13 protein-coding genes are annotated in these 13,942 nt (G+C 38.1%); 8 read left to right on the top strand and 5 right to left on the bottom strand.

Annotation, left to right across the window (positions count from 1 at the left end; genetic code table 11):
- Nucleotides 1-307: 307 nt before the first annotated feature.
- Nucleotides 308-2,638, bottom strand: a complete 2,331-nt coding sequence (locus ACR1PO_RS16135) for an ATP-dependent helicase (RefSeq protein WP_433987425.1) — start codon at nt 2,636-2,638, stop codon at nt 308-310.
- Nucleotides 2,639-2,930: 292 nt separating this feature from the next.
- Between ACR1PO_RS16135 and ACR1PO_RS16130 the strand changes: the two genes are divergently transcribed.
- From ACR1PO_RS16130 to secG, 3 genes are all read left to right on the top strand, one after another.
- Complete coding sequence (locus tag ACR1PO_RS16130) at nt 2,931-4,244, top strand: M16 family metallopeptidase (RefSeq protein WP_332386138.1); 1,314 nt, start codon at nt 2,931-2,933, stop codon at nt 4,242-4,244.
- A 53-nt stretch (nt 4,245-4,297) separates the two neighbouring features.
- Nucleotides 4,298-6,343 (top strand): M16 family metallopeptidase, encoded by a 2,046-nt coding sequence (locus ACR1PO_RS16125; protein ID WP_433987424.1) that lies wholly within the window; start codon nt 4,298-4,300, stop codon nt 6,341-6,343.
- Nucleotides 6,344-6,476: 133 nt separating this feature from the next.
- Nucleotides 6,477-6,827, top strand: a complete 351-nt coding sequence (gene secG / locus ACR1PO_RS16120; protein ID WP_332386139.1) for a preprotein translocase subunit SecG — start codon at nt 6,477-6,479, stop codon at nt 6,825-6,827.
- A gap of 53 nt (nt 6,828-6,880) precedes the next feature.
- On the opposite strand, the gene ACR1PO_RS16115 is transcribed toward secG, so the two are convergent.
- Complete coding sequence (locus tag ACR1PO_RS16115; protein WP_433987484.1) at nt 6,881-7,720, bottom strand: glycosyltransferase family 2 protein; 840 nt, start codon at nt 7,718-7,720, stop codon at nt 6,881-6,883.
- The gene (gene recR, locus ACR1PO_RS16110; protein WP_433987423.1) at nt 7,716-8,327 is read right to left on the bottom strand and encodes a recombination mediator RecR; all 612 of its coding nucleotides are present in this window, start codon (nt 8,325-8,327) and stop codon (nt 7,716-7,718) included. The genes ACR1PO_RS16115 and recR overlap by 5 nt, the downstream gene beginning before the upstream one ends.
- A 235-nt stretch (nt 8,328-8,562) precedes the next feature.
- On the opposite strand from recR, the gene ACR1PO_RS16105 reads away from it, so the two are divergent.
- From ACR1PO_RS16105 to ACR1PO_RS16085, 5 genes are all read left to right on the top strand, one after another.
- Nucleotides 8,563-9,168, top strand: coding sequence for an LURP-one-related/scramblase family protein (locus ACR1PO_RS16105; RefSeq protein ID WP_332386141.1), 606 nt, complete (start codon nt 8,563-8,565; stop codon nt 9,166-9,168).
- 23 nt (nt 9,169-9,191) lie between these two features.
- A complete protein-coding gene (locus ACR1PO_RS16100; RefSeq protein WP_332386142.1) occupies nt 9,192-9,683 on the top strand; it encodes a hypothetical protein in 492 nt (163 codons plus the stop codon).
- Nucleotides 9,684-9,830: 147 nt separating this feature from the next.
- Entirely contained in the window at nt 9,831-11,273 is a 1,443-nt protein-coding gene (locus tag ACR1PO_RS16095; RefSeq protein ID WP_433987422.1) for an aminoacyl-histidine dipeptidase, read from the top strand.
- A 213-nt stretch (nt 11,274-11,486) separates the two neighbouring features.
- The gene (locus tag ACR1PO_RS16090) at nt 11,487-12,068 is read left to right on the top strand and encodes an LOG family protein (protein WP_433987421.1); all 582 of its coding nucleotides are present in this window, start codon (nt 11,487-11,489) and stop codon (nt 12,066-12,068) included.
- 18 nt (nt 12,069-12,086) lie between these two features.
- Nucleotides 12,087-12,455, top strand: coding sequence for a hypothetical protein (locus tag ACR1PO_RS16085; protein ID WP_052186912.1), 369 nt, complete (start codon nt 12,087-12,089; stop codon nt 12,453-12,455).
- A 63-nt stretch (nt 12,456-12,518) separates the two neighbouring features.
- Here ACR1PO_RS16085 and ACR1PO_RS16080 read toward each other — a convergent pair whose 3' ends face one another.
- Nucleotides 12,519-12,848, bottom strand: a complete 330-nt coding sequence (locus ACR1PO_RS16080) for a 2Fe-2S iron-sulfur cluster-binding family protein (RefSeq protein WP_047098450.1) — start codon at nt 12,846-12,848, stop codon at nt 12,519-12,521.
- Between the two features lie 12 nt (nt 12,849-12,860).
- The gene (locus tag ACR1PO_RS16075; protein ID WP_062675398.1) at nt 12,861-13,916 is read right to left on the bottom strand and encodes an NAD(P)/FAD-dependent oxidoreductase; all 1,056 of its coding nucleotides are present in this window, start codon (nt 13,914-13,916) and stop codon (nt 12,861-12,863) included.
- Between the last annotated feature and the right edge of the window lie 26 nt (nt 13,917-13,942).

Genomic DNA, 13,942 nt, shown 5'->3' with positions numbered 1-13,942 from the left:
AAATAGTTATCGTTTCTTTCTATTCCTCACTTAAAGTTAAGATAAATTAAGGAAACATTCATAAAAAACATTGTTTTATAGCAGGTTAAAATGAATTTTATAAAAATGCTACGAACGCAAAGACATCCTTGGCTGATTAGTCTTTCGTTCGCAATGGCACTTCGTTAAGCATAGGACTTCTCTTAGCTGCTGGAAACGCTTTGCGGACGAAAAAATGAAAGAGTTCAAATAGAAACTCTGTGAACTTCGCATTAAATAAAAAAACGGATCCAAAAATTGAATCCGTTTTATATTATTTATGATAAAATTAAATCTTAGTCAGTTTCGCGTATTTCAGGATCAGGTTTTTCTCTCCTTCATGCATGAAAACTACTTTTGCTTTGATATTCTGTGGATCTGTTCCGTCCAGAAAAGTAACTTCTCCTATTCCGAAACGGTCATGTCTTACTTTGTCCCCTACTTCAATATCCTGAGATGAGGCTCCGCTTGGATTGATAATTTTAGCTGTGCTTACAGGTTTCAGTTTTCTAACTTCCGGTGCCGGTTTTGAATTCTCTCCTCTGTCGATTGTCTTTTTTTCAACCTTTTTGAAAGATCTCATTTCTGAAGGATGCTCATCAAAAATATTGGACTTTACCCCTGAATTATTGATGAACCTCTTTTCCATGGCTGGATTAAGAAACTCAATATACTCATCATCAATTTCACTTAAGAATCTTGAAGGTTCAGCATCGGTGATTTTTCCCCACTGGAAACGGGAAACAGCATAGGAGAAGAAGGCCTGCTTTTCAGCTCTTGTCAATGCTACATAGAACAATCTTCTCTCTTCTTCCAGATCTTCTCTGGTGGCAGAACTCATAAAGCTGGGGAAAAGGTTTTCTTCAAGGCCCACTAAGTGAACCACCGGGAATTCCAGTCCTTTTGAAAGGTGAATGGTCATCAGTGAAACCATATCATCTTCCAGTTCTTTATCCTGAGTATCTGCAGAAAGGGCAATATTTTCAAGGAAATTGGAAAGACTCGGATCACCGTCTTCAAGCTGCATCTGTTCTTCAATGAATCCCTGCATAGAGTTCATCAATTCCTGAACGTTTTCTACTCTGGAAATTCCTTCAGGAGTCTGATCATCTTTCAGAAATTTGATTAAACCGCTTCGTTTTGCCACTTCCATAGCAACACTGTAGGCTGTTTCTGTTTTCAATAGTACCTGGAAGGCCTTGATCATGGACCAGAAGTCATTCAGTTTGTTTAAAACTCCATTGTTAAGCCCTAGCTGTGGGGCATACATCGGAAGATTATCCAATACTTTTGAAACCGCAATATTGTGAGCATCTGCAAAAACAATCAGCTTATTCTGTGTTGTTTCCCCGATTCCTCTTGCCGGATAATTGATAATCCTCATCAATGCTTCAGAATCGTTCTCATTGATCAGGAGACGAAGGTACCCGATAAGGTCTTTTACTTCTTTTCTTTGGTAGAATGAAAGTCCCCCGTAAACTTTGTAAGGAATATTTTTACGCCTCAGTGCATCTTCAAAGGCACGCGTCTGAGAATTGGTTCTGTATAAAATAGCAAAATCGCTGTACTTTCTCTGGTCACGGTTACGAAGCTCCCAGATATTTCCTGCAACAAAATTGGCTTCATCGGCATCGGAAAGAGATCTGTATATTTTGATCTTATCCCCTTCTTCATTATCACTGAACACATTCTTCTTGAATTGCTGCAGGTTTTTTGCGATGACTACATTGGCGGCATTTACAATATTCTGTGTAGAACGGTAATTCTGCTCCAGCGATACCGTTTTAGCATCCGGATAATCTTTTTTAAAGTTTAAGATATTGTAGATATTGGCTCCACGGAAAGAGTAGATAGACTGTGCATCATCCCCTACCACGCAGATATTTTCAAATTTTGAAGCCAATGCTTTTACAATAAGGTATTGAGAGTGGTTCGTATCCTGATACTCATCCACCATAATGTATCTGAATCTGTCCTGGTACTTTGCCAGTACTTCCGGAAAACGGGTCAATAATTCATTGGTCTTTAGCAGAAGATCATCAAAATCCATAGATCCGTTTCTGAAACACTGCTCAACATATCGCTGATAAATCTGCCCGATGAACTTCATATTTGCTTTTTCATCAGCCTCCATCAGTTCCGGATTATTAAAATAAGCTTTTACCGTAATCAGATTATTCTTGTAGGTTGATATTCTTGCCTGAACTTTTTTAGGTTTATAAAGGTCTGCATCAATATTCATATCCTTCAGAACCTTTTTGATCACGTTCAAAGCATCCTGCTGATCATAAATCGTAAAGTTGGATGGATATCCAAGGTAATGGGCTTCAATTCTTAAAATCCTTGCAAAAACCGAGTGAAAGGTTCCCATCCAGAGACTTCTTGCATTGCTTTCCCCCACAACTTTTGCGATACGGTCTTTCATTTCACGTGCCGCTTTATTGGTAAAGGTGAGCGCAAGGATATTGAAAGGGTCTATTCCGTTGTGTATTAAATGGGCAATACGCATAGTAAGTACACGCGTTTTACCGGAACCAGCTCCGGCAAGCACCATCAGAGGCCCCTGTAAAGAGGTAACGGCTTCATATTGTGATTCGTTGAGTCCTTTCAAATAGTCCATACAGCAAAAAATTTGGGAACACAAAATTAAGGTATTCGGAGGAGAATTCAAACTCTCATAGAGAAGTTGGGATTAAGATTGTATTGATCGTGTTTGTCAATGGGCAATTTTGCTTCATAAGTGAATCGTGAATGATTATTCATAGCCTCAAATTCCGCAACCCGAATCGCATAACAAATTGACAAATGGAGCGAATTCACCATTCACTATTCACATTTACCTATCTGTTTCTACACATTCTGTAACATTTAATTCACTTTTCATACTAATTGGTAAACAATTTCTAAATTTTATGAAAAAGCGACTTCTTTCTGCTGCTGCCGTAGCTTTCTTCGGACTAATGCTTAATGCACAGCAAATTAAATTCGAAGAATATGACCTTCCTAATGGTCTTCATGTAATTCTTCATCAGGATAACTCCGCACCGGTGGTGACAACGGGTGTAATGTACCATGTAGGTGCAAAAGATGAAGTAAAAGGCAGAACAGGTTTTGCTCATTTCTTCGAACACCTTTTATTCGAAGGAACTCCTAATATCAAAAGAGGAGAATGGTTCAAAATCGTTTCTTCAAACGGAGGGCAAAACAACGCCAACACCACCAATGACAGAACCTATTATTATGAAACATTCCCTTCCAACAATGAACAGCTTGGACTTTGGATGGAAGCTGAAAGAATGCGTCACGCCGTCATCAACCAGATTGGTGTGGATACGCAGAGAGAGGTGGTAAAAGAAGAAAAAAGATTAAGAATGGATAACCAGCCTTATGGAAATCTTTTCACAACCATTCAGAAAAATTTATTTACCAATCACCCGTACAACTGGCCGACAATCGGTTCTATGGAAGATCTGAATTCTGCAAAATTAGAAGAATTCCAGGCGTTTTATAAAAAATATTACGTTCCGAACAATGCTACTTTGGTTGTTGCAGGAGACATCAAACCTGAGCAGACAAAAAAATGGATTGAAACGTATTACGGAGGAATTCCAAAAGGAACAGTATATCCGAAAGATTTCCCGAAAGAAACTCCTATCACTCAGGAAAAAGAAGTTACTGCTACTGACCCGAATATCCAGCTTCCGGCTTATATTTTCGCATACAGAACTCCGGCTAACAAAGAGAAAGATGCTTATGTTTTAGATATGCTTTCTTCTTATTTAAGTAATGGTAAATCTTCCGTTTTATATAAAAAATTGGTTGACCAGGATAAAAAAGCACTCCAGGTAGCTGCTTTCAATCAGGGTCTTGAGGATTACAGTATCTTCGCATTCTTCGCTATTCCGATGGGACAGACTACCAAACAGGTTCTACAGGCAGATATTGATGCTGAAATCAAAAAGCTTCAGACTACTTTAATTTCAGAAGAAGATTATCAAAAGCTTCAAAACCAGTATGAAAATCAGTTTGTAAATGCCAACTCAAGCATTCAGGGCATTGCTGCTTCACTGGCAACCAACCATGTATTGATGGGTGACACGAATCTGATCAACAAAGAAATTGACATTTACAGATCCATCACAAGACAGGATCTTCAGAATGCGGCTAAAAAGTATCTTAATTCCAACCAAAGAATAATCATCAACTACGTACCGGAGAAAAAGTAATCATTCCAACTTTTCAGGTTAACCTATGATTATTAAAAATTAAATTTTTACAAATGAAAAAGCAATTAACATATATAGCTGCGGCATTTTTCTTTACAGGAATGGTTTCAGCACAAAAAATAGATCTTAATGCAATGCCAAAGCCAGGGCCTACTCCAGCGATCAACATTGCCAAACCAAAAACATTCCAGCTAAACAACGGCCTTACAGTAATGGTGGTTGAGAACAACAAGCTGCCAAGAGTAAGCGCAAGCCTTTCTATGGACAGACCTCCATACAACGAAGGCGCTGTAACCGGGGTAAGCGAAATTATGGCTGAACAGTTCGAAAACGGTACAACCAACATCAGCAAAGATGATTTCAACAAAAAAGTGGATTATCTTGGGGCTAACCTTAATTTCTCTTCAGGAGGTGCTTCTGCCAATTCACTTTCCAAATACTTCCCTGAAGTATTAAACTTAATGGCTGATGCCATCATCAATCCAAAATTCTCTGCAGAAGAAATTCAAAGTTCTAAGGAAAGAGCTATCGAAGGATTAAAATCCGACGAAAAAAATGCATCTTCCATCGCTGCAAGAGTTTCCAACGCTTTGATGTATGGAAAAAATACTTCGAGAGGTGAGTTTGAAACGGTAGAATCTATCAACAAAATCCAGCTTGCTGACGTACAGAATATATACAAAAAATACTACGCTCCGGACAATGCTTATTTAGTCATCGTAGGAGATGTAAAGTTTGACCAGGTAAAACCGCTGATCGAGAAAGCTTTCAGCAGCTGGAAAAAGGCAAATACACCTGTTACTCCATTAGAACCGGCTTCTAATGTTACTAAAACAGAAATCAACATAGTGGATGTTCCTTCCGCAGTACAGTCTGTTGTTTCCTTAAACAACCTGAATACCCTGAAGATGAAGGATGCCAACTACTTCCCTGCAACAATTGCCAACTACATTCTTGGAGGTGGTGGTGAAGCCAGGCTTTTCATGAATCTTCGTGAGAAAAACGGATTCACTTATGGTGCTTATTCAAGCATGGTTGCAAGTAAGTATTCACCACAGTTCTCTGCAAGTGCAAGCGTAAGAAATGAAGTTACAGACAAAGCAGTTAAGGAATTCATGAATGAACTTAATGCTATTTCTACAGTAAAACCGGAAGAACTGGCCAATGCAAAAGCAAAACTGAAAGGAGCTTTCATTATGTCTTTAGAGCAGCCTGCAACGATCGCAAGATTTGCCTTGAATCAAAAGGTTCAGGATCTGCCTGCTGATTTCTACACCAATTACTTAAAATCTATTGATAAAGTAACTGCTGCAGATGTTGCCAATGCTGTAAAAGCTACCATCTTACCCAACCAGAGCAGAATTTTCATCGCAGGTAAAGCCTCTGATATTTCTGAAGGATTGGAAAAGCTGGGGTATCCTGTAAAATATTTCGATAAAGATGCCAATCCTGTAGCAAAACCAACGGTACAGAAAGTGGATGCCGGTGTAACTGTTGCATCTGTTGTTGATAAATACATCAATGCCATCGGAGGAAAAGCTAATCTGGCGAAAATTACTTCTTACACCACAAATGCTTCAATGTCTATGCAGGGGCAAAACATCGATTTTAAAATCATTAAGGCACAAGGCGGAAAAGAGCTGACCACTGTAACAGCAATGGGACAGGTGGTGCAGAAGCAGGTATTTGACGGAAAAACAGGCTATTCTGAGCAAATGGGACAAAAAGTTGCCATCACACCGGAAGAAATTGCCGAAAAACAAAAGAACCCTGAGCTTTTCGAAGAACTAGGATTCGCAAAATCTGCTGATTATAAATTAGGCGGAATTGAGAAAATCGGAGGCGAAGATTCTTATGCAATTAAAGGTGGAGATACAACGTATTACTACAGTGTTGCAACAGGATTAAAAACCGGAGAAACTAAAAAAGTAAAAGCTAAGGGTCAGGAAATGACCATCCCAACAACATTCTCCAATTACAAAGATGTAGAAGGGGTAAAAATGCCTTACACCATCTCTGTAAGCCAGATGGGAATGGATATGACCATGACGGTAAAGTCTTATGAAATCAATAAGGCAACGGATGCTGATTTCAAATAAAAACACCTTATTTTTATAAAAAAAACGGTAACAATTGTTGCCGTTTTTATTTTTATCAACATTTGGCGACATCTTTTTTTGCCATTCAGTAAAAAAAGATTAAATTTGCCCATTCAAAAAGATATCAGAATTAATGGATACTATATTTACACTATTGATGGTTCTTGTTATGATTGCCAGTGTTTTATTGGTAATTATCGTTATGGCGCAAAATCCAAAAGGAGGAGGCCTTTCCAGTACATTCGGAGGTGCATCATCTGCACAGTTCGGCGTACAGAGAACCAATGATTTCATGGAAAAAGCAACATGGACTCTGGGCGGAACTATCATCGTTCTTATCCTTTTAAGCGTTGTTATTACAGGTAAGCCGTCTCAGGCACTTCCTGCACAGCAACAGCCAGCGAAGAAAGAAGCTCCTGCAAAACAGTCAGCTCCTGCTTCTTCTACAACGACTCCGGCACAGACTCCTGCACCGGTAAAATAAGAAGAATATTATCTTACATAAAATAAAAAAGCAACTCGGATTGAGTTGCTTTTTTATTTTAACCTGATCTTTTCAATCTGATGCCGGAGCTTCAATCCTGCTTTCAAAAATGAATATTGTACAGGTTTCGATTCCTTGTAATACTTATCAATAAAGATCTGCATCGCTCCATAAAATCTGTTGAGATATACTTCATCTTTAATCGTGCTTTCTCCTTTATGATGCAGGATTGAAACCTTTCCGTAATAGAAGTTTTTATATCCGTTTCTTAAAAAAGTATAGCAAAGATCTATATCTTCTCCATACATAAAATAAGCTTCATCCAGCCCGCCTATTTCTTCATATACTGCTTTTTTAGCCAATAAAAAGGCTCCTGTGACCACATCAACTTCCGCAACCTTATTTTCCTCTATATCGTTTCTGTAATAGGATTTTGAATTGTTCTTTTTAAAATTGGTAAACAGTTTTTCAAACGAATTGAACATATCCGGAACTGAGCGCTTACTTTCAGGCAAAAAATTTCCTTCAGCATCATGCATCCTCACTCCAAGACATCCGAAAGAAGGCTGTGCATCTGCAAAATCCAACAATTCTTTCATATAAAACCCTTCAAACTCGGTATCAGGATTTAAAAGTAAAATATATTCTCCTTTTGCGGTCTGTATTGCCTGATTATTAGCTTTTGAAAAACCGCCATTTGTTTCAGAAGAGATAAAATGTATATCTGGAAACTCAGTAATAAGCTCTTGCCATGAAGGGTCTGTAGAAGCATTATCAATGACAATGATTTCATATTCTACTTCCCGGATATATTTTTGAAGTGACAGGAGACACCTTCTGAGCAGTTGGGTGACATTGTAATTAACAATAATGACAGACAGCTTCATATTAATCTTTCTCGTTGTATGGCAATCTGTTGATAATAGATCTTCCTAAAGAAATTTCATCGGCATATTCCAGTTCGTCTCCTACTGAAATTCCTCTTGCAATGCTTGAAAAACTGACATTGAAGTTTTTAAATTTCTTATAAATATAATAAGCTGTCGTATCTCCTTCCATCGTAGCACTCAATGCAAAAATAAATTCCTTTACCTTTCCTTCATTCAGCTTTTTTTCAATGCTCGGGATGTTCAACTGACCTGGTCCTACTCCTTCCATTGGAGAAATCTTTCCGCCAAGGATCAAGTATTTACCGGCGTATTTCCCTGTATTTTCAATAGCAATTACATCACGCACATCTTCAACAATACAGATCAGTTCGCCATTTCTTTTTTCATTGCTGCATATTTCACAAACGTCAAAATCTGAAAAATTATGACATTCTTTGCAGTATTTGATTTCGTTAACGAGATTGATCAGGGAGTTGCCAAGACTTACGGCTCTGGAACTGGGCTGCTTCAACAAATGCAATGCTAATCTTAAAGCTGTTTTTCTACCAATTCCAGGCAGTCCGGAAATCTCATCCACCGCCTTTGCCAATACTTTACTAGGGTAATCCATAAGTACAAAAATAAGGATTAAAGTTGATAATTGATAGAGGATCATGATCGTCAATCCGCTTTGCCTTTGAATTTATATAAAATGACTATTAACGATTGACTTTGCACAGCAAAAATTGACCATTGCCCACTGACTAATGTCCCATTATGATATTTTATATTTCTCTCCTGACTGAGAACTCTAAAAAAACCTTTATATTTGCGGCTTAAATTAAATATGAAAAAAATAAACTGACATGGTACTTAACAATCTTAATTATCCACTGGATTTCAAATTCAAAATCACTACTTTAGCAAGTGACTTCAACATTACTGACAAAAACGGAAATTATGTAGCGTATGTTCGTCAGAAAATGTTTAAGCTGAAAGAAGATGTTATTGTTTTTAATGATGAAAGCAAGTCTAAAGAGCTTTTCAGGATCAAAGCAAATCAATGGATTGATTTCAACGCTTCGTATTCTCTGAATGATCTTATTGATAACAAAAACTACGGCAGACTGGCAAGAAAAGGGATGCGTTCTCTCTGGAAAGCCAGTTATGATATCCTTGATGCACATGATCAGCCTAGGTTTAAGATTCAGGAAGACAGCGCATGGGTAAGATTCTGGGACAGCTTTGTAGGAGAAATCCCTATCATCGGAATGTTCACCGGCTATTTCCTTAATCCATCCTATACAGTAACAGGTATTGATGGTAAGGCTTATTTTAAGCTTAAAAAAATGCCTTCATTCTTTGGAAGAAGATTTCAGCTGGACAGACTGATAGACATTGATGATGAGGAAGAAAGCCTGGTAATCCTTTCTTTACTAATGATGACACTTCTTGAAAGAGCAAGAGGATAAACCAATTATAAAACCACAAACACATGAAATATTTAATCATTTTATTTTCTGCATTTCTGCTGGTAGCCTGTAAAAAGGAAAAAGAAACTGTTTCAGGTTCTGCTCCTGCTGATTCTTTACATATTACTAAAGATTCTGCTTCCACGGGTCCTTCTTCCGGAAATATCCTGGTGGGGACAATTCCGTTTCCAAAAGAAATCAAAGAATGTTCCTGCTATTTTGCTGTAAGCAAAACTGATTTTGAAAATGAAAGATACATCTACGCAGATGACGCCGGAAAGACCGCTTATATGATGCTGGACGGTAAAAGACTGGCCATGAATCTGATCTCATCAAGCGATATGGAAGTAGATGAATTGCTTACCAAAGAAATAGAAAATGATGATTATAAGATTTCTGTAAAAGGTAAAAAAATAAAAGGCGAAGAAGCGCTGCTGTTTGAAGGTAGTTTGACTATTGAGAAACCAGACGGCACCACTTTCACGACTCCTATTTATGGAGAGTGTGGATGTTAACAGGACGAAATCGCAAAAAGGCAAAAGGTAAAAAAGCAGATCAGCATATTTACTGTTTATAATTTTACCCTTATAAATCATACAAAAGTGCTTCTGTATCCCACAGAAGCATTTTTTATTTTGTAAATTTGAGAAAAATAAATTTCAATGGAATTATCTAATATAGAGCCGCAGATTATCTGGAAAAACTTCTCCAGATTAAATGCTGTTCCAAGACCTTCGAAAAAAGAAGAAAAAGTAATTGCTTTCATCAAAGGATTTGGTGAGAGTTTAGGACTGGAAACTACGGTAGATGAAGTAGGAAACGTTATTATTAAAAAACCTGCCACTGCAGGAATGGAAAACCGTAAATCTGTTGTGCTTCAGTCTCACCTTGATATGGTTTGCCAGAAAAACAATGATGTTAATTTCGATTTTGAAACAGAAGGAATCAAAATGGAAATTGACGGTGATTGGGTAAAAGCAAAAGGAACAACTTTAGGAGCTGATAATGGCTTGGGAGTAGCAACTATTATGTCTATTCTTGAAAGTTCAGATATTCCTCACCCTGCATTGGAAGCGCTTTTCACCATTGATGAAGAGACAGGAATGACAGGTGCTTTGGGATTAAAACCAGGGCAGTTAACAGGTGATATTCTATTGAATCTTGACACTGAAGAAGATGATGAAATTGATATAGGATGTGCCGGTGGTGTTGATGTAACAATCACTCAAACTTACACTGCAGAAGCTTCAAAGGGTCAAATTGTAAGAATTGAAGTAAAAGGTCTTCAGGGAGGACACTCCGGAATGGACATCCACAAAGGGTTCGGAAATGCCAATATTATTCTTGGCAGGCTTCTTTACAGCGGATTGGAAAACCAGAACATTGAACTGGTTTCTATCGACAGCGGTGGCTTGAGAAATGCGATTCCAAGAGAAGGGGTTGCCGTTATTTCGGTGAGAAATGCTCAGGAGTTTATCGAAAATGTAACGGTTCTTAAGAAAGATATTTTAGAAGAATTCGCAACAGTAGAACCTGGAATTCAGATTAATATTGAGAGCTCTACATCTTCTGACAAGGCTATTTCTGAAGAAGATTCCAGAAAAGTGATCCTTACTTTAAAAGCGCTTCACAATGGAGTATACAGAATGAGCCCGGATGTGAAAGATCTTGTGGAAGCTTCCAACAATGTGGCAAGAGTAGAACTGAAAGGTGGAGAACTTAAGATCTTAAACCTTACGAGATCTTCTGTAGACTCTTCAAAATATTCAGTAGCAGAACAATTAAAATCTGTAGCAGAACTGGCAGGGATGAAAGTTGAGTTCAGCGGTTCATACCCGGGATGGAAGCCAAAACCAGGTTCAGAAATTGTACAGCTGATGGAGAAACTTTACACAGAAAAGTTCAATGAGAAGCCTCATGTAGTAGCCTGCCACGCAGGCCTTGAATGTGGGATCATCGGTGCAAACTACCCTGAGATGGAAATGGTAAGCTTTGGACCTACTATCAGAGGGGCACACTCTCCTGATGAAAGAGCCAATATTCCTTCAGCTCAGAAATTCTGGAGTTTCCTGAAAGATATTTTAGCCAATATTCCTCAGAAATAAAACATTAAAATTACTATATTGAATATCCAAGGTCTTATGATTTTGGATATTTTATTTAAACTTAAACCATGAAGAGTTATTTAAGAAGTAAAGGATAGTTAAGAACATCCGTAAGCGGATTAATGAAGCCTATCACTTAAAAAATAGCAATAGATATTTCCTTAACACTTCTTAATCACCTAAAAGCCTTAATGGTTCAAAAAATTAAAAACAATGAAAAGTATCACCGTATTCTGCGGCTCAAGTTTTGGTTCGCACGACATTTATAAAGAACAGGCATTCCTGCTTGGACAAACTCTGGCTAAACAAGATATACAGCTCATCTACGGCGGTGCAGACGTAGGCCTGATGGGAACAATTGCTGATGGAGCGCTGAGCGAAAAAGGCAAGGTAATTGGAGTCCTTCCCTATTTCCTGCAATCCAAAGAAATTGCTCATAAAAATCTGACCGAACTGATTATCGTAGAAACCATGCATGAAAGAAAAACCAAAATGAATGAACTGTGTGATGGTGTTATCGTTCTTCCGGGCGGCTATGGAACACTGGAAGAGTTTTTCGAAATGATCACCTGGGCGCAGCTGGGACTTCACAAAAAACCCATCGGAGTGCTGAATATTGACGGCTTTTACGATGATCTGATCAGGTTGGTTCAAACCATGGTAGACAAGGGATTTTTAAAACAGGTGAACAGAGATATGCTGTTGATCAGTAACAATATTGAAGATCTGTTACAAAAAATGAACAGTTACGAAGCTCCTACGGTTGGGAAATGGATTTCTAAGGAAGAAATTTAAAGTTTTATAGTCTTTCACATGAATAACTACAACGTTAATAAAGAAATGCTCGGAGTTGCCACAGTATTTGTAACTATATTCGTTATTGTTCCTGCTCTTTCTTCCTATTTTATGGAAGATTGTAAGACTGCGATGGAAAGAGTTAAGAAGCAAAAATGTAAAATTAGAGTTGAAAGTATTGAAGGTATAAAATCTCTTAAATTAAAGGGAACTATTCCTGAAAGCATTCAGCCTTGTGAATGTTATGACAACGGCCAATGGTGGGTTTCCTATAAAGATGAAATAGAACCGGGAGATTACTTTATAAAGAATGAAGGTGAAAGTTACTTAGAAATCATTAAAGAAGACACTCTAATCAGACACGAGTATATATGCTCTCAGAAATAAAAATAAAACAAAACCCGTCCGAAAAACTCGGACGGGTTTCTTATTAAGATTAAAAAATATTTTCTAAGGATAAGGAGCAATCTCCACTTCAAGTCCTTCCATTTCATCCACAATATGCAGCTGGCATCCTAATCTGCTGTTGTCTTTCACATGAAAAGCTTCAGCCAGCATGGCATCTTCTTCATCTCCCATTGGTTCCAGACCAGGATCATTGATTACATAAACCTGGCACGAAGCACACATCGCCATTCCTCCGCATACACCAATAGTACCTTCTTCTGCCAATTCATAGGAACGGATAATTTCCATCAGGTTCATGGACATATCCGTAGGAGCTACGACATCGTGGGTTACCCCTTCTCTGTCGGTGATTTTAATATTAATATCTGACATAATTCTGCAAAATTAGTCAATTTTTTTCACAACAGCCTTCTCAGCTTCTTTACGGCTTCCGTCGAATCCGTCTACTCCACTTACCGTTGTATACTTTAAAACGAATTTTTTACCCGGATTCAGCCTGTTATAAACACTCTGACACATTAAAGTAGCCTCGTGGAAACCGCAAAGGATCAGCTTCAGCTTTCCAGGATAAGTGTTGATATCTCCAATAGCATAAATACCATCAATATTGGTCTGATAGTCAAGAGCATTGTTTACAACGATTGCATTTTTCTCGATATTTAATCCCCAGTTCCCGATCTCTCCTAATTTTGGTGTCAATCCGAATAAAGGAATAAAATAATCTGTTTCAATATCGTAAGCTTCCTGGCCTTCCACTTCTACGGTGATCGCTTCCACTTTCCCGTCGCCTTTAATACCGGTAACTTCTGCAGGAGTAATTAATTTGATTTTCCCCTGGTTTTTAAGATCCTGAACTTTCTCTACAGAATCCAAAGCACCCCTGAACTCATTTCTTCTGTGGATCAAAGTTACTTCGCTGGCTACATTAGAAAGGAAGATACTCCAGTCAAGGGCAGAATCACCTCCTCCGGCAATAACTACTTTTTTGTTTCTGAAATGCTCAGGTTCTTTAACGAAATATTCAAGACCTTTTTCTTCATAATCAGCGATATTTTCGAAAGTAGGCTTTCTCGGTTCAAAAGTTCCCAGTCCTCCTGCAATAGCAATAGCTTTACATCTGTGAACAGTACCTTTGTTGGTAATCACCTCAAACCACTCATCATCAATCTTTGTATAAGAAACAGCGGTCTCTCCCAGAGTAAACCCAGGCTGAAACTGCTTGATCTGCTCCATCAAATTATCTACCAATTCTCCGGCATTTACTGAAGGATAACCTGGGATATCGAAGATAGGTTTCTTGGGATAAAGTTCCGCCAATTGCCCTCCCGGCTGTGGAAGTGCATCAATAATATGGCACTTCATTTTTAATAAACCAGCTTCAAAAACTGCAAATAGTCCTGTAGGTCCCGCACCTATGATCAATATATCAGTGGTTATCATAATCTTTAAGATAATTTAATTATACA

This window comes from Chryseobacterium amylolyticum, assembly GCF_051011775.1.
GTDB lineage: Bacteria > Bacteroidota > Bacteroidia > Flavobacteriales > Weeksellaceae > Chryseobacterium.
Note: the sequence above shows the minus strand (reverse complement) of the source record. Positions and strands in the feature narration are given on the sequence as shown.